Origin of the sequence: Rhizobium gallicum bv. gallicum R602sp (assembly GCF_000816845.1) — a bacterium.
Lineage (GTDB): Bacteria > Pseudomonadota > Alphaproteobacteria > Rhizobiales > Rhizobiaceae > Rhizobium > Rhizobium gallicum.
This window is the reverse complement of record NZ_CP006877.1, coordinates 334,028-354,755: the sequence shown is the minus strand read 5'-3', so window position 1 is coordinate 354,755 and position 20,728 is coordinate 334,028. Positions and strand designations below refer to the sequence as shown.

Genomic DNA, 20,728 nt, shown 5'->3' with positions numbered 1-20,728 from the left:
GAGCGCCGTGGTGATTGCATGTTATCCGCCAAAGGCTTAGGGTCGGTAGTGGTCAACAAGGCGACGGATAGAAGGCCATGGCTCTCAGCGGCAAACGCATCCTCCTCATCATTTCCGGCGGCATCGCCGCCTATAAGAGCCTCGATCTGATCCGGCGCCTGCGCGAGTGCGGTGCTTCGGTGCGTCCGGTGATGACGAAGGGCGCGCAGGAATTCGTGACGCCGCTTGCTGTCGGCGCTCTTGCTGCAGACCACGTGTTCACCGACCTCTTTTCGAGGCAGGACGAACAGGATGTGGGCCATATCCGGCTTGCTCGCGACTGCGACCTCGTTCTGATCGCGCCAGCAACGGCCGATCTGATGGCCAAGATGGCAAATGGTTTCGCAGATGACCTGGCCTCGACCGTTTTGCTCGCGACGGACCGGCCGGTTCTTGCCGCGCCGGCGATGAACCCCAAGATGTGGTCGCACGCGGCGACGAAACGGAATTTCGACGTCCTGAAGGGTGACGGCATCCGTTTCGTCGGCCCGATGACAGGCGAGATGGCCGAGAGCAAGGAGGCCGGCATCGGCCGCATGGCTGAACCGCTGGAGATCGTTTTCGCCGCCGAAGCGTTACTTGACGATGGGCCGAAGCCGCTTGCCGGACGCATGGCGATCGTCACCTCGGGACCGACCCACGAACCAATCGACCCCGTCCGCTACATCGCCAATCGTTCTTCCGGCAGGCAGGGGCATGCGATTGCCGCAGCACTTGCGAAGCTCGGTGCGGATGTCGCACTCATCTGCGGACCGGTGTCAATTGCCGATCCCGTCGGCGTCAGGACGATCCATGTCGAGCGCGCCGAAGAAATGCGCGATGCGGTCCTCGCTGCGCTGCCGGCCGATATTGCCGTCATGGTGGCAGCCGTAGCCGACTGGCGCGTGGCCTCGGCCGCCGATCAGAAGATCAAGAAGCATCCGGGCGAATCCATCCCGACGCTGGCGCTGACCGAAAACCCCGACATCCTGAAGGCGGTCGGCCACCACACGATGCGGCCGACGCTGGTGATCGGCTTTGCGGCCGAGACGCAGGATGTCGAAAACAACGCCAAGGCGAAGCTCGAGCGCAAGGGTGCCGACCTGATCGTTGCGAACGATGTCTCGCCGGCGACGGGCGTCATGGGCGGCACGCGCAACAGCGTGAAGCTGATCAGCCGAAGCGGCGTCGAGCAATGGCCCGATCTCGGCAAGGAAGAGGTTGCGGAAAAGCTGGCGGCGCTGATTGCCGAACGCTTCAGGCAGGGATAGCGAGACCCGCCGCTGCGCTTGTACGCTTTTCCGGCTTGAAGGCCACGACCTCGATGCCGTTCTCGCCAATCGTGACGGCGCTGCCGTCCGGTATCTCGGCCCAGGCATCGATGTCGTCGTTCAACGGCTCGGAAACAAGGCAATGTCCCTGGCGCATCGGTGAGGCATAAAGTGTCGGCGCCTTTCGATCTGTCGCATAACGAATGCCGTAGAGCGACCGACCGTCGGAAAACGCGGCGGTGAAACGCACATGGGCGTGGCCCAGGATGTCTTCAGCAAGCCCTTCGACGAAGCTCACCATCTCCGCCATCGCAGTAAGCGGCGCCCGGCACAAACCGAATTGCAGGGCGATCAGGAACATCAGCTCGGAATCGGTCGTGCCACTGCGGACACTGAAGAGCTCGTCATCGAGCATCGCCTCCATGGAACGGCGCAGGCGCTCGAAGCCGCCGACCTGGCCGTTGTGCATGAAAGACCAATTCCCATGCGTGAACGGATGGCAATTGTCGCGCCGTGTACCGCCGCCGGTGGATGCGCGCACATGGGCCAGGAAAAGCGGCGAGCGGATTTGGCGCGCCAGGCTCTTCAGATTGCAGTCGGACCATGCGGGAAGGATATCGCGGTAGCGGCCGGGCTCCGGCCGGTCGCCGTACCAGGCAATCCCGAAGCCATCGCCGTTCGTTGCGGTCTTGGCGCGGGTGGCGCAATGGGATTGCTCGATGAGCGAGTGGGCGGGCGAGGAAACCAGCTCCTCGAGATAGAGGGGGTCTCCACGATAGGCTGCCCAGCGACACATGCTTTTCTGACTCCGTAACCCGCCGTCCCGGCGACGGGACTGGTTGGAAATGCCCGATTAATTGTCGAGCGCGATGGTGAATAAAAACTTAACGATTGCAAATTTTGCAAGGCGGCATGCGAGTTTCAAACACGCCAGGCGATCACATTCGTTGAGCACGCATCTTCTTTTGTGAACATTGTCTCTTGGCTGTGTCACAGCGGACATCGCAAGGATTTCTCTTGCATCGTCGAAATTTTTCCTTACCTTTTAAGCATCAGCAACAGAACGAAAGGAAGGTGATCCAATGTCTAATGAGATTTCGGACCTCGTAACGGGCATGGGAGAGGTGACGAAAGCGAGGCAGCCCTCGCTCTAATCCCCGCCTTCCTGGGGCCGCCTTGACGGTCCAGGCCAGCTACAGGCCAAACTCATGGAAAGGGTCGCTGAGGCGGCCCTTTTTTATTTTGCAGAATTTCTTTGACCACGACCGAGCCATGGCATATTCATAGAATCATCTGATGACTTTATGAATATGCCATGCAACCGCTCTACAAGACAAATCTGGCCGAGACGGCGATTGAAGCGATCCGCGGCGAAATCCTCGCGAAGCGATGGAGTGTCGGCGCCAAGCTGCCGAACGAAGCCGCTCTTTCCGCCGCGCTGGCAGTTAGCCGGGGCACGATCCGCGAGGCCGTGCGCGTGCTTGTCTCTCAGGGCCTGCTCGAAACGCGACAAGGCTCTGGCACCTACGTCCTTTCGACGAGGGATGCCAGTCGACCACTGACGATGGCGAGGCGGGCAAGCCTGCGCGACCAGTTCGAAGCGCGCTGCGCCCTGGACGTCGAGGCAGCCCGCCTCGCCTCGCTGCGGCAGACGCCCGAAATTATAACTCTGCTGCGCGACCTCCTGGCCAAGCGCGGCAAATACGAAGGGGGCGACAAGGCGGCCTTCGTCGAGCGCGATCTTGCCTTTCACAAAGCGATCATCGCTGCCTCCGGTAACCGGGCGATGATCGAGATCTATGACTTCTTCTCGGCCTCGATTGCCGAAACCATCGAGGCAACGCTCGGGCAGGATATTCCCGAGCCCGACGCGAAAGCGCACGCCGATATCATCGATGCCATCGAGACCGGTCTCCCCGCGAAGGCGGATGCCGCCGTGCGCCGCTTCATGAAGCCGGTCATTGCAGCCCTTGAACGGATGATTCTCTCGTGACCTCCTCCATTTCTGATGCAGCCGATCCACTCGAGGCCATCGACGAGCAGTTGATCGATGCCGAGGCGGACAGTATTCCCGCACCCCAAGCACCGGCACAGTCGGCAGTGGCAAGCCGTATCATTCTCGGTGTCAGCCTCGTACTCATCGCCTTCAACCTTCGCCCCGTGTTCTCCAGCGCATCCGCGCTGCTGCCGGAAATTCGCGCGGGGCTTGGCCTTTCGGCCCTCGGCGCGAGCCTGTTGACCACGCTTCCCGTCGTTTGCCTGGGCGCTTTTTCGCCGCTCGCGCCAAAGCTGGCACAGCGATTGGGTGCCGAGCGAACGCTCCTCGGCGTGCTCGTGCTGCTGGCACTCGGCACGGCCATGCGCGGGCTATCCTCGGTTCCGCTTCTGTTTTTCGGAACCGCGCTTGCTGGCGCTTGTATCGCCGTCGGAAACGTCCTGCTTCCTGGCCTGGTCAAGCGCGACTTCGCCGACCGCACAGCGCTGATGACCGGATGCTATACGATGGCGCTCTGCGCCGGCGCAGCGAGCGCTGCCGGTTTCACACTGCCGATCGAGCACGCACTCGACGGATCGCTGGAGGGCGCTCTTGCCGCCTGGGCATTGCCCGCTTTCGTCGTCGCCTTGATCTGGCTTCCGCAGGTTCTAAGGATACCGGCGCAGACGCGGCGAAGCGGCTTCAGGGTCGAGGGCCTCTGGCGGGACCGGCTTGCCTGGCAGGTCACCCTTTTCATGGGCCTTCAGTCAGCGCTCGCCTATTGCGTCTTCGGCTGGCTCGTGCCGATCCTGCGCGAGCGCGGCCTCGACGGTGTGACTGCCGGCGCCATCGTTTCGGTATCAGTCATGGTGCAGGCCGCCGCCTGCCTCGTGGCACCGCACATTGCCGTACGCGGCAAAGACCAGCGGCTGATCAACGCTGCGCTGTGCGTCATTGCCGTGGTGGCCCTGCTTGGCCTGCTCTTCGCGCCGCTTTCGACGGTCTGGCTTTGGGCAGTGCTGCAGGGAATGGGACAAGGCGGCCTGATTGCAGTGGCAATGACGACGATCGTGCTGCGCTCGCGCGATCCGCATGTCGCCGCTCACCTATCCGGCATGGCGCAATGTGTCGGCTATCTGCTGGCCGCTGTCGGTCCGCTGATCGTCGGGCTCATTCGCGGCACGACCGGAAGCTTTGCCTGGTCCGCAGTACTCTTCGTTCTGCTCGGATTTGGAGCCGCGATCAACGGCTGGAATGCAGGACGTGCACTCCACGTCCATGCGCGCACGACCCAGAAGACGTAAGCGCTCTCCTCACCTGCCCATCACCATCTCTTGATACCTCTGCTAGATGGCAGATGTTACGCTATCTACGATCGCGTTCCATCGCCCAGGAGGAAAGAGTGTCGTTCCGATCTGCCGCCATCCTGTTCGCGCTGCTGGCTCTCGCTGCACCTGCTGTCTCGAATGCCCAGGAGCGGCCCGGCGTCTTAAAACTGTTGCCCCCCGATTCCGTGACCCAGCATGAACAGAACATCGCCGGGCGCAGGCTGGCCTATACGGCGAGCGCGGGCACGCTCGATCTCTTCGGGCAGGACGGCGCTCGCACCGGTGCGATATTCTACACCGCCTATACCGCCAAGGAGGGTGCGGCCAACCGGCCGATCACCTTCGCTTTCAACGGCGGTCCGGGCGCGGCTTCCGCATTTTTGCACCTTGGGCTCGTCGGGCCGCGCATATTGGATTTCGGTCCCCAGGCCCGGGACGGCGCAAATGCGAAGCTCGTCGACAATCCGCAGAGCTGGCTCGATTTCACCGATCTCGTGCTGATCGATCCGATCGGCACAGGATGGAGCCGCACGGCGAAGGCCGACGACGCTTCGAACTATTACAGCGTCAACGCCGATGCGCAGAGCATTGCAAAGGCGATCGCGCTTTATGTCGCGCACAACAATCGCTCTGGCTCACCAAAATATCTTCTCGGCGAAAGCTATGGCGGTTTCCGTGCCGCCAAGGTCGCCGCTGCCCTTCGGCAAAGCCAAGGCATCATCATCGCCGGCGCGGTCATGCTCTCGCCCTTGCTTGAGGGCCAGCTGATGTTCAATGCAGACCGGTTTGCGCTTGGGGCTGCTCTGGAGTTTCCGTCCCTCGCCGCCGCTGAAGCCGAGCGCCGCAAGACCTTCGACGAAGAAGCGCAAAGAGACGCGGAGAAGTTCGCGCTCGGCGAATATCTGACGACCTTGGCCGGACCAGCACCGGCGGGGGACGCTGCGAAGGCATTCTATGGCAAGGTCTCGACGATGACCGGCATTCCCCAAGACGTCGTCACCCGAAACCGCGGCTTCCTGGGCAATGCCTTTGCCAAGAATTCCGCCAAGCAGCAGGGCGAGGTGATGAGCCCCTACGATGCCTCGTTCGCAACGCCAGACCCTTATCCGGAGTCAGACTCCGACCGTGGCGATGATGCGGTCCTCGACGGATTTACCCGCGCTTATGGTGGCGCTTTTGCCGATTACGCACGCAACGAACTCGGCTTCAGGACCGAGATGACCTATACGCTGCTCGAAAGCGACGTCAGCCGTCAGTGGGAATGGGGCGGTGGACACGGCAGCGGATCACGGCTGCAGGCGAGCATTACGGACGACATCCGCGAGCTACTGGGTTCCAATCCAAGCTTTCATTTGCTGATCGCACATGGATATAGCGATATCGTCACGCCCTATGGGGTCAGCCGCTATGTCGTGGACCATCTGCCTGAAAGCCTCACCCAAGGCCGTGTAACCCTGGACGTCTATCGCGGCGGCCATATGTTCTACACAAATGCGCAGGCGCGGGCCGCTTTCACCGCTGATGCCAAGGCCTTCTATGGCCAGCATCCGGCGGCGCAGATCGCCGAATGAGGAGCCGATGCACGTTTCCGGGGGATGCCATTGCGGCGCGATTGCCTATGAGGCCGAGATCGATCCGCAGCGCGTCAGCATCTGTCATTGCACGGATTGCCAGCGGCTGACGGGGACGGCCTATCGCGTCAGCACGGTTGCGCGACAGGAGGATTTCCGGCTTCTCCGCGGTACGCCGAAAACCTATGTCAAGCATGGCGAAAGCGGAGCAATCAGCCGGCAATTCTTCTGCCCGGATTGCGGCTCGCATCTCTATCGCATCGGACAGGACAACGCCTTCGTCGGCATCCGCGTCGGCACCATCAATGAGCGGGCCGAGCTGTCGCCGCGCAAGCAGATCTGGTGCAGCTCTGCGCTGCCCTGGACCGGCAATATCGAAGCCCTGCCGCGCTTCGAAACGGAAAGTTAGGGTTGCCTGAAGCGGGGCCTGACATAGATAGAGCCTCATGTCATACCAGAAGCAGTCTCTCAGCGCCTCGAAACCGGATGCGGTTTCAGGGGAAGACTCTATTCTCGCTGTTCTCTCCGCCGAGCCGGAAAAATGGGCTCTTTTCATGGATATCGACGGGACCCTGCTCGAGTTAGCCGATACGCCGGACGACATCGTCGTTCCACCGTCGCTGCCTGCAAATCTCGATGCATTGGCGACAAGGCTCGCAGGTGCTCTGGCCCTCGTGACCGGCCGGGGGCTCGACTATGCCGACCAGCTTTTTTCGCCGTTCCACTTTCCGATCGCCGGACTTCACGGTGCCGAGCGGCGCGACCCGGACGGAAGCGTGCGCAAAGCCGAAGTAACAGCGCAATTCGAGACGCTGAAGGCGGATCTCATCGCGGAGACTGCCGGTTGGGCGGGGGTTCTGATCGAGGATAAGGGAGCGGCGGTCGCCGCACATTATCGGCTTGCGCCGGACAGGGAGCTCGAACTCGAACCATTGATGGAACAGGCGCTTCGTCGAGCCGGACCGAACTGGACGATCCAGCACGGCAAGATGGTGATCGAAATCCGTCCGGCCAGCGCCGACAAGGGCAACGCGGTCGAAGCCTTTCTCGCACATCCGGTCTTTGCCGGCAGACGCGCCATTGCCATCGGGGACGACGTGACCGACGAAGCGATGTTTCGCACGGTCAACCGGCTTGGCGGCCATTCGATCCGCGTCGGGCCGCTTTCGCCTGCGAGCGAAGCGCGCGGCTCCATCCCCTCTGCCGAAGCCCTGCGCGGCATCATTGAGACATTGGCCTCGTGATGATTTGAGCGCCCCGACGTATTTCATTGCATGGAAGGAACTGGCATGAGCCGTCTCGTCATTGTTTCCAATCGCGTGCCCGTTCCCGACAAGGGCGGCATTGCGCCCGCCGGCGGGCTGGCGGTCGCCCTGAAGGCAGCCCTTGAAGAGCGCGGCGGCATTTGGATGGGCTGGTCGGGAAAGTCGAGCGGCGAGCATGAGCCGCAGCCGCTTGCACGGCTGGAGCAAGGCAACATCACCTATGCACTGACGGATCTGACCGATACAGATGTCGAAGAATACTATCACGGCTTTGCCAACCGCGTTCTCTGGCCGATCTGCCACTACCGTCTGGATCTCGCGGAATACGGCCGCAAGGAGATGGCCGGCTATTTCCGCGTCAACCGTTTTTTCGCCCATCGGCTGGCACCCCTGATCGAACCCGATGACCTCATCTGGGTGCACGACTACCACCTGATCCCGCTCGCCGCGGAACTGCGTCAAATGGGCCTGAAGAACCGCATCGGCTTCTTCCTCCATATTCCATGGCCGCCTGCGGACGTGCTCTTCACAATGCCGGTTCACGAGCAGATCATGCGCGGCCTCTCGCACTACGATGTTGTCGGTTTTCAGACGGATCACGACCTTGAGAATTTCGCCGGCTGTCTCAGACGTGAAGGCATCGGCGACGAACTCGGCGAAGGCCGCTACAGCTCCCACGGACGGACTTTCAAGGGCGGCGCCTATGCGATCAGCATCGAGACTGCAGCCTTTGCCGAATTCGCCCAAAGGGCCGCGACCAACAGCATGGTCAAAAAAGCGCGCCTAAGCATCGAAGGCCGCAGCCTGATCATCGGCGTCGACCGCCTAGATTATTCCAAGGGAATCACGCAGCGCATCGACGCTTTCGAGCGCTTCATCCTGGCCAACCCGGCACAGCAAGGGCGTGTCACCTATCTGCAGATCACTCCGAAGTCCCGCTCCGAAGTGCCTGAATACGAAGCCATGCAACGCACCGTGGCCGAGCAAGCCGGCAGGGTGAATGGCGCTCTTAGCGCCGTCGATTGGGTGCCGATACGCTATATCAACCGCTCCGTGGGACGCCACATTCTCGCGGGGCTCTACCGGCTCGGCAAAGTCGGCTTGGTGACGCCGCTGCGGGACGGGATGAACCTTGTCGCCAAGGAATATGTGGCCGCACAAAACCCGGACGATCCGGGCGTGCTCGTGCTTTCGCGCTTTGCCGGTGCTGCCCGCGAGCTCAAAGGCTCCCTGCTGGTCAACCCCTACGACATCGAGGGTACGGCAAACGCGATGGCGAGGGCGCTCAGCATGCCGCTGGAAGAGCGGAAGGAGCGCTGGCAGATGATGATGGACCATTTGCTCGAACACGATGTTTCGCGCTGGTGCCGGGATTTCCTCAAAGATCTTGCTCCTTGAGCGCGTCTATGCCGGCCTCGGAGATCAGCCAGGCGGCAAGCCGATCGGTCTCCGCGCTCTGCGCTTTGGGCGGCACAAGCCAGTAGCCACGGTCCGTGGCCTCCAACATCGGTCCGGCTGTAACCAGCATACGTGACGCAAGCAGCGAATCCACCAGACCCATCCAGCCGATCGCCAGCCCCTGCTCGCCGATCGCCGCCTGCACGACAAGCGAATATGTGTTGAAACTGAGCTCGCCCTGCCCTACGGCCGCATCACGATTGATGCCGAGCTCGGCGAGGTAGCTCTTCCAATCGAACCACGGCGAGGGTGCGCGCGTATCGAGATGCAGAAGACGCGCCCTGGCAATCTCGAACGGATCGAAGAAGGGGCCGTTTCGATCCAGAAAACCTTGGGTGCAAATCGGGACGACCTTTTCCGGCAGAAGGAGCGTCGCGTTGCTGCCGAAGTCGTCCCGCGTTCCGAAGACGACGGCAATGTCGCCATCCGGAGGGCCGTGCTCCATGCGCTGCGTCGCGACGATCTGGATATCCATTTCGGGATAAAGGAGGCGGAAGGTATGCATACGTGGGATCAGCCAGAGCGATGAGAAGGCGTAATCCGTCCTCAGCCTGATCGCCGGACGTTCGGATTGGCTGCGAAAACTGCGCACCAACATGTCGATATCGTCAACCGTACGAGAGGTGACGTCGAAAAGCCTGCGGCCTTCCGACGTCAATTCGACACCGCGGTGCTGCCGCTGAAGCAGGCTGACGCCCATGTGCTCTTCCAGGCGGCGGATCTGATAGCTGACAGCAGGCTGGGTCAGGCCGAGAGTTCCGGCCGCAGACGAGAGACTGCCCATTTTCCCCACCGCGGCAAAGACGCGAACCCATCCAAGGTCAATTGGTCGCTCTGCCATAAGAAATCCTTTGATCACCCATTGAAAAAAGCCTGCTTCACAAGGGGAACTAACCTGATGTTCAATAAATTGCTCGAATAACAAGGGAACTGCAATGGAAAGAATTCGCCCACGAACCGGTTCTCTGCCAGCTTCCTCTTCTTCCTCCCCTGCGGTGCCGCTTCAAGCTGCATGGCAAAAGGCAAATCCAAAGGCCATCGATCCGTGGCTCTCCGGCCTCACCACGCTCGACGGGAAGCCTGCTGCCGATACGGCGAAAAGCTCGCTCGGCCTCTAATATCCAGGAACAAACGACACATGGCGCGCCCGAATATCCTCATCCTCATGGTCGACCAGTTCAACGGAACGCTGTTTCCGGACGGACCGGCCGAATTTCTTCACGCGCCGCATCTGAAGGCATTGGCGGAGCGTTCCGTGCGTTTTGCCAACACCTATACGGCAAGCCCGCTCTGCGCTCCGGCGCGAGCCTCCTTCATGTCGGGCCAGCTCCCCAGCCGGACACGCGTCTATGACAATGCCGCGGAATTTGCCTCCGACATCCCGACTTACGCGCACCATCTGCGGGCCACCGGATATCAGACAGCGCTTTGCGGCAAGATGCATTTCGTCGGGCCAGATCAACTTCACGGCTTCGAAGAGCGGCTGACGACCGATATCTATCCCGCCGATTTCGGCTGGACGCCCGACTATACGAAACCCGGCGAGCGCATCGACTGGTGGTATCACAACCTTGGTTCGGTCACCGGCGCCGGCGCCGCCGAAATCACCAACCAAATGGAATATGACGACGAGGTCGCCTACCACGCGACCCGCAAACTCTACGATCTTTCGCGCCGGCAGGACGAGCGTCCATGGTGTCTGACCGTCAGCTTCACGCACCCGCACGACCCTTACGTGGCACGGCGGAAATTCTTTGATCTCTACGAAGACTGCCCGGCGCTCGACCCTACGGTCGGACCAATCCCGTTCGATGAGCTCGATCCGCATTCGCAGCGCCTGCTCGAGGCTTGCGACTACAAGGCTTTCGACATTACGCCCGAACACATCCGCCGCGCGCGAAGGGGCTACTTCGCCAGCATCTCTTATGTGGACGAGAAAATCGGCGAGATCCTCGACGTGCTCGAGCGCGGACGGATGGCGCAAAACACCATCATCCTGTTTGTCTCCGACCACGGCGACATGCTCGGCGAACGCGGGCTGTGGTTCAAGATGTGCTTCTTCGACGGTTCGGCGCGGGTACCGCTGATGATTGCCGCACCCGGCTGGAAGGCAACACGAATAGATCAGCCGGTTTCAACGCTGGACGTGACGCCAACGCTGGCCGGACTTGCCGGTCTCGACATAAGCTCGCTCGAGAAATGGACCGACGGCGAGGATCTGGCCCCCCTCGCCATGGGCACCGGCAGTCGTGGCCCGGTGCCGATGGAATATGCTGCGGAAGGGTCGATCGCGCCGCTCGTGTGCCTGCGCGACAGGCGCTACAAGCTGTCGCTCTGCGAAAAAGACCCGCCGATGCTCTTCGACCTCGATGCCGATCCGCACGAGCTCAAGAACCTCGCTACCGACCCGGCCCATACCGCGACGCTCAAGGCATTGACCGAACAGGCAAATAGACGCTGGAACCTCGCACAATACGACCAATCCGTGCGCGAAAGCCAGGCACGCCGCTGGGTCGTTTATGCAGCGCTGCGCAATGGCGCCTATTATCCCTGGGACTACCAGCCGCTGCAGAAGGCCTCGGAGCGCTATATGCGCAACCACATGGACCTTAACGTTCTGGAAGAGAACCAGCGATATCCGCGCGGGGAATGACCCGCGCGGATAATTTTGCAGGAAATCAGGCTGCGTGCTTCAGATAGCCTATCGCGTCTTCCAGCGTGACATGGCCACGAAAGCCACCTGTGCTTTCAGCCGGTTCTTCGTGTTCGATCGCCAGGGCAAAGCGCACGGCTTGATTTTCCTGCAGCCTCTCATAGAGGCTGTTCAGTGCCGGGAATTGCTTGCGATCCACGACATTGTGGAAATCGTTCCAACGTGCGATGCCGGCGAAATAGGCATCAGCAAGGCTGGGTGCTTTGCCAAGCAGCCACTTGCGGCCGGCAAGAAGTTGCTCGAGTTCCCTATGGACCTTCTCGACCTTGGCAACGCCATAAGCGGTCAGCGCCTTCCTGGCATCCGGCTCCAGCTCATGCTCGATCGTGTACCAGAGCGGGCTGAAGGCGTTGAAAAAGCTGGTATTGAGATAGGCGAGCATCTGGTTCAACCTATCAAACTCGGCGCTGCCCTGTTGAAAGCCGAGACCCTTGCGGATGTGGCCGGAAGCGATGTGGTTGAGGATTGCCATGCTCTCGCTGATGACACGGCCATCGCCAAGCATGAGCGAAGGTGTTTCGCCGATCGCGTTGATCCGCCCATAGTCTTCGCTCGAGACGACCTCCGGCATCTCGATGCGGCACAGATGATAGGGCTCGCCTGACCATTCGAGTGCGACAATGGAGGCAAGAGAGCAGCCTTCCGGCACGCCGTAAAACAAAATCGGAGACATTCGTCGTTCCTTTCGGGATTGAACTGATTTCACGACAAGAATATCGTTTTGTGGACGATTGCCGAACAGCTGCTCAAAATGCACATCAAAGTCTATAAATCTGGAAGATTGAATTGCGCTCCTTTAACCTCAACGACCTCAACCTTTTCGTTCACGCAGTCGAAGGCGGCAGCTTCACCGCTGCTGGACGGCGCCTCGGCGTTCCCAAATCGACGGTGAGCAAGCGGGTTGCGGAACTGGAGGCGAAGCTGGGCGCGCGACTGATCCAGCGCACCTCGCGCAGCTTTTCCCTTACGGATTTGGGACGCGACTTCTTCGAGCACGCGCAGGCGTCCGTCATCGAAGCGGAGATGGCGGAGAGCATTGTCCGGTCGCGTCTCGCCGAGCCGAGCGGCACCGTGCGCATCACGGCCTCGGTGCCGACCTCGCAGTTCATGCTGGCCGAGCATCTGCCGGACCTGGCGCTCCGATATCCGAAGCTTAAAGTCTTTCTGCATGTCACCGATCGCTTCGTCGATATCGTACAAGAGGGCTTCGATATCGCAGTACGCAGCCATCAGCTGCCGCTTGCCGATTCAAGCCTCGTGCAGCGTAAATTGGCAGAGCATGAATTTCTGCTGGTCGCCGCGCCATCCTATGTCGACAGGCACGGAGCTCCACAAGGGCCGGAGGATCTCGTGGCGCATGCTGCCGTCATGCCCAGCCTCACCGAGACGGCCTGGCGGCTTTTTTCCGCCACAGGAGACGAAACGCTGGTCAAGCCACCGCCGGTGATGGCGGCCGACGAACCTTTCGTCCTGCTAAGAGCCGCGGCGGCGGGAATGGGAATCACCATTCTTCCGACTTCCGTCTGCCGAGAGGCCATAGGGCAAGGGCGATTGATCCGTATCCTGCCAGAATGGACGGCGGGCAATATCACGACAACGGCTCTCCTCCCGCATCGACGCGGTCAACTGCCATCAGTGCGCGCCGTGGTGGAGTTCATAAGCGAGCGGCTGGGTCAGGAGTGACCCCACCGATCATATGCGTGCGAAAAGCCCCTGCTTCAGCGCCGCGATGCGGTCTTCATTGCGCCGGTAGAAGATCCATTGCTTTATACGTTTTGCGTGTACCAGCTCCGCCTGCACCAATATACGCATATGTTCGCTAAGCGTTGCCGGAGTTATGCCCAGCTTTTCGGCGATGAGCACGGCGCAGACACCGTCGTCTTCCAGGTCGCCATCCACCTGAGGCAAGAAATGCTCCCGCGGCTCTTTCAACCATTCGAGAATGACGAAGCGTCGTTCATTGGCGAGGGCTTTCAGAATATCAACATCTTGCATTTCGTCATTTTGCCAAGTAACGAAATATTGTCAATCCGTGGAGAGCCTGCATGCCGATCGCCCTTTCTGCCGAACGCATTGCCGAAATCGAAGGGCTGATCCGCCCCCATATCCGTCGCACACCCGTGATGTGCGTCGACATCGAGGATTTCGGCGGAGCGCCGCTCAAGGTCGATCTCAAGCTCGAATACCTGCAACATTCCGGCTCCTTCAAGGCACGCGGCGCCTTTTCCCACCTCCTTACGCGGCAGGTGCCCACAGCCGGCATCGTGGCAGCCTCCGGCGGCAACCACGGCGCAGCCGTTGCCTATGCCGCATCGCGGCTTGGCGTGCCGGCCACCATCTTCGTGCCGAGCGTTACCTCGCCTGCCAAGGCGGAGAAAATCCGCGCCTACGGCGCCAATCTGGTCATCGGCGGCGAGCGTTACGCCGATGCGCTCGCGGCGAGCGAGACCCATGAGCAGGCAAGCGGCGCGCTTGCCATACATGCCTATGACCAGGCGGAGACGCTGCTCGGTCAAGGAACGCTCGGCAAGGAAATCGAGGAGGACATACCGGACATCACCACATTGCTGGTCGCAGTCGGCGGCGGCGGATTGGTCGGCGGCATCGCCGCCTGGTTTCGCGGCCGGGTGAAGATCGTCGCCGTGGAATCCGATGGAGCGCCCACCCTCTACGAGGCCTTCAGGGCGGGTAAACCAGTGGATGCTCCGGCAGGTGGCATTGCGGCAGATTCGCTCGCCCCGAAACGGGTTGGTGAACTGATGTTTCCTCTCGCGCAGCAATTCGTGCAGCCGCCGGTGCTGGTAACGGACGACGAAATCCTTGCTGCTCAGAAAGCCCTATGGGAAGGGGCGAGGGTCGTTGCCGAGCCCGGAGGTGCGGCGGCATTCGCAGCGGTGCTTTCCGGCAAATATGTTCCGGTACGCAATGAACGCGTCTGTGTCTTGGTCTGCGGCGCCAACACGGGGGCCGTGAAATTCGACTGACTATTCCGGCGGCAACGGCACAGAGGGCCACCCGGCCGTGACTTGCGCCTGTACCGGCCGCTCGAGATACGTGGAAAGCGCTACGTAGCTGCGCGTGCCGCTGACGCCCGGGACGGAATGAATCTGGCCGAGGAGAAATTCGAGCGCTTGCGGATTTTCCAACCGCACCTTGAGGATCATGCTGGTATCCCCGGCGACCGAGTGCATCTCCTCCACCTCCGGAAACCGGCTGATCTGCAGCAGCCGTTCGCTCTTTCCCCAACCCGCCGCCTCCACATGCACGAAGGCCAACAGCGGCTTGCCGACTGCTGTGCCATCAAGCCGGGCGACCACATCCCGAATGACACCGGACCGCTTCAGCCGCTTGACCCGTTCGTGCACCGCCGGCGGAGAAAGCCCTACCTTTTCTCCCAGCACGGCGTAGCTCTGACCCGCATCGGCGGCGAGAGCTGCTAATATCTTTCGGTCGAACGGATCGAGGCAGGCGCCTTCCCGCCGCTTTTGCCGAATGCCGTCTGTATTTTCCATCCCTTCCTACTCCTGCATTTTCCGGCCGAACTTTATTCGGCAAAATTGCTGCAAAGCCATATGTAATTACACAGGAGCAGAAAATGGAAATGATCGTGCGCAATCCCCACGACGGCATCTACGCCGCCACGTCAGACTACGTGCATGCCATGGAGGTGCGCCAGCCTGACCGTCTTGTCTTCGTTAGCGGAACGATGGGCCTTGATGAGGCTGGTGCAGCCGGCGTCGATCTAGACTCCCAACTCCAACTGATCTGGTCGAACCTCAGGCGAATTTTGGCAGAGGCACAAATGACCGCAGACAACATCGTGCGGCTGACCAGCTATCTGCGCGATGCATCCTTTGCCGAGGCAAACCAGAATGCGCGGGTGGCGGCGCTCGGAGCGCGTCGGGTGCCGACAACAGCCATCGTCGTCGAAACGCTGCGGGAGGACTGGCTGGTCGAAATCGAGATTATCGCCGCCGCGTAATTGGAAATCACGCCGCTTTGGCGACGTGATACTCCTTGATTGCGACCATCTTGATTGCCGGATAGCGCTCCGCCTCGTAGCGCAGCGAGAAGCTGTCCTGCGCCAGGAACACCGGGTCGCCGTCGAGATCGCGGGCGATATCCCCGCGTTTGACCGTCAAGAACTTTTCGAGTTCCGCCGGCTGCTCGGCCGATACCCAGCGGCAGACGGAGAAGCGCGACATTTCGAAAGAGACCGGCAGGCCGTACTCCGCCTGCAGGCGCTCCTTCAACACATCGAGCTGCAGGGCACCGACAACGCCGACGATCGCCGGCGAACCGTCTTCCGGCGAAAAGAGCTGGACGACCCCTTCTTCGGCCATCTGCTGCAGGGCCTCCTTCAGCTTCTTCGCCTTCATCGCGTCTTCAAGACGGACACGACGGAGAATTTCCGGCGAGAAGTTAGGCACGCCCTGGAACACCAGCGCTTCGCCTTCCGTCAGCGTATCGCCGATGCGCAGCGTGCCGTGGTTCGGAATACCGACGACGTCGCCCGCATAGGCGGTATCGGCGAGCTGTCTTTGCGAGGCAAAGAAGAACTGCGGCGCTGTGAGACCCAGTTGCTTGCCCGTGCGCGCAAGACGTGCCTTCATGCCGCGTTCCAGCTTGCCGGAGCAGATGCGGGCGAAGGCAATGCGGTCGCGGTGGTTGGGGTCCATATTGGCCTGGATCTTGAAAACGAAGGCCGTCATCTTGTCTTCGCTTGCATGCACCTTGCGGGTATCGGCTACCTGGTCGCGCGGCGGCGGGGCGAATTCACCGAGTGCGTTGATGAGATCGCGGACACCGTAATTGCGGAGCGCCGAGCCAAAGAAGACCGGCGTCATGTGACCCTCGAGGAAAGCCTTGCGGTCGAAGGGACGGCAAGCCTCCATCGCCAGTTCCGTCTCGTCGATGAAGGCAACCCGCTCGTTTTCCGGCAACCGATCAGCGACGCTCTGAGGTCCGTTGACCGGCGTTGCTTCCACTTCCGTATCTGAACCGCGCACAGTGTTCGTGGCCAGGTGATATGAGCCACAGAAAGTTTTGGAGCGGCCGATTGGCCAGGTAATCGGCGCGGTGTCGAGCGCCAGTTTCTCCTCCACCTCATCCAGGATCTCGAACGGATCGCGGCTTTCGCGGTCCATCTTGTTGATGAAGGTGATGATCGGGATATCGCGCATGCGGCAGACTTCGAAGAGCTTCAGCGTACGCGGCTCGATGCCTTTGGCGGCGTCGATCACCATGACGGCGGCGTCGACAGCTGTCAGCGTGCGATAGGTATCGTCCGCGAAGTCTTCGTGGCCGGGCGTGTCGAGAATGTTGAAGACGTTGTCGTCATATTCGAAGGTCATGACGGAGGTCACCACAGAGATGCCGCGCTCGCGCTCGATCTTCATCCAGTCCGACCGGGTCTGGATGCGATCCTTCTTCGCCTTGACTTCACCGGCGAGCTGAATTGCGCCGCCGAAAAGAAGCAGCTTTTCGGTGAGCGTGGTTTTGCCCGCATCCGGGTGCGCGATAATAGCGAATGTGCGGCGGCGAGAAACCGCCTCGGCGAGACTTTCGGCCATGATGTGAATCCTGTGGAATTGCGGCGTATCTAGCGATTAAAGCCCGCCAATGCAATTGACCTTGGGCCTCCCGGCGCAAAGTAATGTCGCATGACCATTCACAACGACATGCGTCCGCAGCTCAACCTTGTCCGTTTGCCCAATGGCGAAGGTCTTGACCTGCCCTCTTATGAGACGAGCGGTGCTGCGGGCATGGACCTTCGGGCGGCCGTTGCCGATAACGAGCCGATGACGCTCGCGCCCGGCAAGCGCGCGCTGGTGCCGACCGGCTTCATCTTCGAAATTCCGGATGGCTACGAAGCGCAAGTCCGGCCCCGTTCCGGCCTCGCTTTCAAGCACGGCATCACCTGCCTCAACACTCCCGGCACGATCGACAGCGACTATCGCGGCGAAGTGAAGGTGCTGCTCGTCAATCTCGGCGATGCCGCGTTCGAAATCACGCGCGGCATGCGCATCGCGCAGATGGTGATCGCGCCGGTCACTCAGGTGCGCGTTGCAGAGATCACCGAAAGCAGCGCTACGGCACGCGGCGCCGGCGGCTTCGGCTCGACCGGCGTTTGAGCAAGTCGTTCGATAGTGCCGGGCTGACCTTTCGTCAGGACTATTTCGACGATCGGGCAGCATGGGCAGCGCTCGTCTCTCTCCTCGGCGATACATTCGGCATCGATATCGGGCCGCTGCAGCAGCTCGGCGGCCCGGATCCGACAAGCATGCCTTTCGGCTGGTTTGCCGCCGGCAACACGCTTGCCGCCAATCTATCCGCCTTTGCCATGCCGCTCGTCGTCAACGGCCGGCAGATCAACGCGGCCGCCTTCCAATCCGGCGCCGTTCGCCCGCCATGGCGCGGACGCGGGCTTTACCGCGACGTGACGTGTAAGGCGCTTGAATGGTGCGAGAGTCGGCAGTTCGAGGCTATCGTGCTCTATACCGACAAGCCTTTGCTCTACGAACCTTACGGCTTCCGCAGCCTGCCGATGCACCGCTATTGCGGGGCAGCACCGAAACCATATTCCGCGGGAAAACCTGCCCGAGAGCTCGATCCATTGAATAAGGCGGATCTCGCTTTGCTGCAGGAGGCGCTGAAGACGCGGACACCGGTTTCGGATGTGCTGGCCGTTTCGGGCAGTGCGGCAATGTTTCTCATAAATACCCAACTCGATCCCGAGGTTCGTTTGAGCTGGCTCGACGCGGAGAAAGCCGTCATCGCGTGGAAAGCCGGGAAGTCTGGCCGCTTCGGCCTGCTCGACGTCGTCGCTACGGAAATTCCGCCGCTTGCCGTCATCCTCGGCAGGCTCGGCGAGGGGCCCGAACAGGTCGACGTCTTCTTTTCGCCGGACAAGCTTGACTGGCGCGGAGAGGCTCTCGCCTTCGACAGCGGAACGGCCTTCATGGTCCGCAGTACGACCGATCTCGCGCCCGCGTCGCCGGCGATGCTCTCGCCGATGGCGGACTTCTAGACAGAACGGTTCGCGAGGCATCCATTCAGCGGCTCGAAAGCGGCGGCAGGCGCCGTTTGACGGGGGAAGCCTTGATCATCGAGGTGTTGGTCTCAGCCCTTTCGGCCACCTTGTCCAGAATACCGTCGAGTTCTCCCATCGAGCGGACGACGAGGCGGGCGATAAAGCAATCGTCGCCGGTTACCTTGTCGCATTCGATGAATTCCGGTGTCTCCTGGATGATGCGCTCGACGACATGCAACTGTCCCGGCAACGGCCGGACGCGGACGATTGCCTGTAGCGGATAGCCGAGCGCAGCCGGATCGATATCGATCGTGAAGGCCGTGACGATGCCGCGCTCCTCCAGCCTTCGCAACCGTTCCGCCGCGCTTGGCGAGGAGAGGTTGGCCACCTGCGCCAGCTCTTTTAGCGAGATGCGCGCGTTCTGCGCCAGCGCATCGAGGAGACGCTGGTCGATGCTGTCCAGGCGAGATGCTTCGTTAGCCGTCAATACGAGTTTACCTTTCATTATTAGGAGAAATTCGATTATCGCGCATTGCAGATTATAGAGATTGGCATCCAAACACAATAATCTCTAAAGCACAAAAGGAGATCGCGATGCAGAACGATATAGGCAAAGGCACGGTTGAGATGACGGCGGCAATGGTAATTTCGGGGACGATCGGCTGGTTCGTCGTCATGTCCGGCCAGCCTGTGAGCGGAGTTGTTTTCTGGCGTTGCCTGTTTGGGGCTGCGAGCCTTCTTGTCATCTGCGGCGCCCTCGGATTCTTGAGGCCCGGCATTCTCTCGCCGAGAACCTTTGGCATCGCCGTGCTCGGCGGGATCGCCATCGTGGCGAACTGGCTGCTGCTTTTCGCCTCCTATTCGCACGCATCGATCTCGATCGCGACCACCGTCTACAATACCCAACCCTTCATGCTTCTGGCGCTCGGCGCCGCATTCCTCGGCGAGAAGATCACTTTGGCGAAACTCTTTTGGCTGGCGCTCGCCTTTGCCGGCATGGTGGCGATTATCGAAGCCAAACCTGATGCCGGCGGCATTTCAGGCAGCTACGGGCTGGGTATTGCGCTGGCACTTGGGGCGGCCTTCTTCTATGCGCTGGCGGCACTTGCCGCAAAGTGGCTGAAGGGCACGCCGCCGCACCTGATCGCACTCATTCAGGTTTCGACCGGCATTCTCATGCTGGCGCCCGTGACCGACTTTTCGGACCTGCCTACAACGGCCGGATCGTGGTGCATTCTTGTGGCGATGGGCGTCGTCCATACCGGCCTGATGTATGTACTGCTCTACGGCGCAATCCAGAAGCTGCCGACACATCTCACCGGCGCACTTTCCTTCATTTACCCGATCGTTGCGATCGCGGTGGACGGCCTCGCTTTTGGTCGCGCACTGCAGCCATTGCAGATCCTCGGTGCGGCAATCATCCTTGTTGCGGCAGCGGGAATGAATCTCGGCTGGACGCCCGGGCGTTGGCTGCGACCTATCCGAAATTGATCGCCGCTGCCTGTGCAAGCCGGATTTCATGGCTGCCGGCATCGAACTCGTCGAGCACGGCGTTGTGGTGGGCAATGATCTGTTCGAAGCGGAGTTCGCCCATGTCGGCCGTCATATGTCCATCGGACATCAGCGTCACATCGTAGCCGAGCGAAACGGCGCGCCGCGCGGTGGTATCGACGCAGAACTGGGTCATGCAGCCGCCGACCACCAGCCTGGTGATGCCGTTCTCCCTGAGGCGCGCTTGGAGATCGGTTTCGAAGAACGAGTCGCAGCTGCGCTTGTGAACGACGACCTCGCGATCTTGAGGCGCAATCTCGTCGCGCAACTGCCAGCCTTCGCTGCCTTCCGCAAGACGGTGGGATGCGTGTCCGTCATGCTGGACGATGACGACCGGTGCATTCACCGCGCGGGCCCTTTGGAGAACCTCTGCGAGACGCGCCACCGTTTCGTCCAGCGTCTTGTCGATCAAAGGCTGGCGCCTGGTGCTTCCGAGGCCTTTCAAGATAGCATTCTGAACATCGATCAGCAGCAGTCCGGTTGTCATCGGCTTTCTCCCCTTCGGCGCACTTCTATCTGATTCGAGCGTGTGACTTCATCTTGAA

At 61.0% G+C, this 20,728-nt stretch carries 22 protein-coding genes; 14 read left to right on the top strand and 8 right to left on the bottom strand.

Features of this window, described 5'->3' with window-relative positions; genetic code table 11:
* Nucleotides 1-77 precede the first annotated feature (77 nt).
* A complete protein-coding gene (coaBC, locus tag RGR602_RS01800) occupies nt 78-1,289 on the top strand; it encodes a bifunctional phosphopantothenoylcysteine decarboxylase/phosphopantothenate--cysteine ligase CoaBC (protein ID WP_039843681.1) in 1,212 nt (403 codons plus the stop codon).
* Here coaBC and RGR602_RS01795 read toward each other — a convergent pair.
* The gene (locus RGR602_RS01795) at nt 1,276-2,085 is read right to left on the bottom strand and encodes a class II glutamine amidotransferase (protein ID WP_039843680.1); all 810 of its coding nucleotides are present in this window, start codon (nt 2,083-2,085) and stop codon (nt 1,276-1,278) included. The two genes, coaBC and RGR602_RS01795, sit on opposite strands and share 14 nt — an antisense overlap.
* Before the next feature lie 519 nt (nt 2,086-2,604).
* Between RGR602_RS01795 and RGR602_RS01790 the strand changes: the two genes are divergently transcribed.
* The 6 genes from RGR602_RS01790 to otsA all read left to right on the top strand — a co-directional run bounded on the left by RGR602_RS01790 (nt 2,605) and on the right by otsA (nt 8,826).
* On the top strand, nt 2,605-3,282 hold the full coding sequence (locus RGR602_RS01790) for a FadR/GntR family transcriptional regulator (RefSeq protein ID WP_039843679.1): 678 nt from the start codon (nt 2,605-2,607) through the stop codon (nt 3,280-3,282).
* Nucleotides 3,279-4,568: a CynX/NimT family MFS transporter gene (locus tag RGR602_RS01785; protein WP_039843678.1), complete on the top strand. Its 1,290-nt coding sequence runs from the start codon at nt 3,279-3,281 to the stop codon at nt 4,566-4,568. Before RGR602_RS01790 ends, RGR602_RS01785 begins: the two co-directional genes overlap by 4 nt.
* A 98-nt stretch (nt 4,569-4,666) precedes the next feature.
* On the top strand, nt 4,667-6,163 hold the full coding sequence (locus tag RGR602_RS01780; RefSeq protein ID WP_039843677.1) for a S10 family peptidase: 1,497 nt from the start codon (nt 4,667-4,669) through the stop codon (nt 6,161-6,163).
* A 7-nt stretch (nt 6,164-6,170) separates the two neighbouring features.
* Nucleotides 6,171-6,572, top strand: a complete 402-nt coding sequence (locus RGR602_RS01775) for a GFA family protein (protein ID WP_039843676.1) — start codon at nt 6,171-6,173, stop codon at nt 6,570-6,572.
* Nucleotides 6,573-6,609: 37 nt separating this feature from the next.
* Entirely contained in the window at nt 6,610-7,407 is a 798-nt protein-coding gene (gene otsB / locus RGR602_RS01770) for a trehalose-phosphatase (protein WP_039843675.1), read from the top strand.
* Between the two features lie 45 nt (nt 7,408-7,452).
* Nucleotides 7,453-8,826 carry an alpha,alpha-trehalose-phosphate synthase (UDP-forming) gene (otsA, locus tag RGR602_RS01765; protein ID WP_039843674.1) on the top strand — a complete coding sequence of 458 codons (1,374 nt, stop codon included), beginning with the start codon at nt 7,453-7,455 and terminating at the stop codon, nt 8,824-8,826.
* Here otsA and RGR602_RS01760 read toward each other — a convergent pair.
* Nucleotides 8,807-9,727, bottom strand: coding sequence for a choline sulfate utilization transcriptional regulator (locus RGR602_RS01760; protein WP_039843673.1), 921 nt, complete (start codon nt 9,725-9,727; stop codon nt 8,807-8,809). The genes otsA and RGR602_RS01760 overlap by 20 nt on opposite strands.
* A 297-nt stretch (nt 9,728-10,024) precedes the next feature.
* Between RGR602_RS01760 and betC the strand changes: the two genes are divergently transcribed.
* Nucleotides 10,025-11,539, top strand: a complete 1,515-nt coding sequence (gene betC / locus RGR602_RS01750; protein WP_039843671.1) for a choline-sulfatase — start codon at nt 10,025-10,027, stop codon at nt 11,537-11,539.
* Between the two features lie 25 nt (nt 11,540-11,564).
* On the opposite strand, the gene RGR602_RS01745 is transcribed toward betC, so the two are convergent.
* Nucleotides 11,565-12,272 carry a glutathione S-transferase family protein gene (locus RGR602_RS01745; RefSeq protein ID WP_039843670.1) on the bottom strand — a complete coding sequence of 236 codons (708 nt, stop codon included), beginning with the start codon at nt 12,270-12,272 and terminating at the stop codon, nt 11,565-11,567.
* Between the two features lie 113 nt (nt 12,273-12,385).
* Here RGR602_RS01745 and RGR602_RS01740 point away from each other — a divergent pair, with 113 nt between their 5' ends.
* Nucleotides 12,386-13,282, top strand: a complete 897-nt coding sequence (locus tag RGR602_RS01740) for a LysR substrate-binding domain-containing protein (protein ID WP_039843669.1) — start codon at nt 12,386-12,388, stop codon at nt 13,280-13,282.
* A 9-nt stretch (nt 13,283-13,291) separates the two neighbouring features.
* On the opposite strand, the gene RGR602_RS01735 is transcribed toward RGR602_RS01740, so the two are convergent.
* Entirely contained in the window at nt 13,292-13,594 is a 303-nt protein-coding gene (locus RGR602_RS01735) for an ArsR/SmtB family transcription factor (RefSeq protein ID WP_039843668.1), read from the bottom strand.
* Between the two features lie 50 nt (nt 13,595-13,644).
* On the opposite strand from RGR602_RS01735, the gene RGR602_RS01730 reads away from it, so the two are divergent.
* On the top strand, nt 13,645-14,583 hold the full coding sequence (locus RGR602_RS01730) for a threonine/serine dehydratase (RefSeq protein ID WP_039843667.1): 939 nt from the start codon (nt 13,645-13,647) through the stop codon (nt 14,581-14,583).
* On the opposite strand, the gene RGR602_RS01725 is transcribed toward RGR602_RS01730, so the two are convergent.
* On the bottom strand, nt 14,584-15,111 hold the full coding sequence (locus tag RGR602_RS01725) for an Lrp/AsnC family transcriptional regulator (protein WP_039843666.1): 528 nt from the start codon (nt 15,109-15,111) through the stop codon (nt 14,584-14,586). It abuts the gene before it with no gap.
* Nucleotides 15,112-15,194: 83 nt separating this feature from the next.
* Between RGR602_RS01725 and RGR602_RS01720 the strand changes: the two genes are divergently transcribed.
* On the top strand, nt 15,195-15,581 hold the full coding sequence (locus RGR602_RS01720; RefSeq protein WP_039843665.1) for a RidA family protein: 387 nt from the start codon (nt 15,195-15,197) through the stop codon (nt 15,579-15,581).
* 7 nt (nt 15,582-15,588) lie between these two features.
* On the opposite strand, the gene RGR602_RS01715 is transcribed toward RGR602_RS01720, so the two are convergent.
* Complete coding sequence (locus RGR602_RS01715) at nt 15,589-17,172, bottom strand: peptide chain release factor 3 (protein ID WP_039843664.1); 1,584 nt, start codon at nt 17,170-17,172, stop codon at nt 15,589-15,591.
* Nucleotides 17,173-17,262: 90 nt separating this feature from the next.
* Between RGR602_RS01715 and dut the strand changes: the two genes are divergently transcribed.
* Nucleotides 17,263-17,733: a dUTP diphosphatase gene (gene dut / locus RGR602_RS01710; RefSeq protein ID WP_039843663.1), complete on the top strand. Its 471-nt coding sequence runs from the start codon at nt 17,263-17,265 to the stop codon at nt 17,731-17,733.
* Nucleotides 17,730-18,629: a GNAT family N-acetyltransferase gene (locus RGR602_RS01705; protein WP_039843662.1), complete on the top strand. Its 900-nt coding sequence runs from the start codon at nt 17,730-17,732 to the stop codon at nt 18,627-18,629. Before dut ends, RGR602_RS01705 begins: the two co-directional genes overlap by 4 nt.
* A gap of 25 nt (nt 18,630-18,654) precedes the next feature.
* On the opposite strand, the gene RGR602_RS01700 is transcribed toward RGR602_RS01705, so the two are convergent.
* Nucleotides 18,655-19,119 carry an Lrp/AsnC family transcriptional regulator gene (locus tag RGR602_RS01700; RefSeq protein ID WP_407692036.1) on the bottom strand — a complete coding sequence of 155 codons (465 nt, stop codon included), beginning with the start codon at nt 19,117-19,119 and terminating at the stop codon, nt 18,655-18,657.
* A gap of 107 nt (nt 19,120-19,226) precedes the next feature.
* Between RGR602_RS01700 and RGR602_RS01695 the strand changes: the two genes are divergently transcribed.
* The gene (locus RGR602_RS01695) at nt 19,227-20,123 is read left to right on the top strand and encodes a DMT family transporter (RefSeq protein WP_039843660.1); all 897 of its coding nucleotides are present in this window, start codon (nt 19,227-19,229) and stop codon (nt 20,121-20,123) included.
* Here the strand turns inward: RGR602_RS01695 and RGR602_RS01690 are convergent.
* Nucleotides 20,110-20,670: a cysteine hydrolase family protein gene (locus RGR602_RS01690; RefSeq protein WP_039843659.1), complete on the bottom strand. Its 561-nt coding sequence runs from the start codon at nt 20,668-20,670 to the stop codon at nt 20,110-20,112. The genes RGR602_RS01695 and RGR602_RS01690 overlap by 14 nt on opposite strands.
* Nucleotides 20,671-20,728 lie beyond the last annotated feature (58 nt).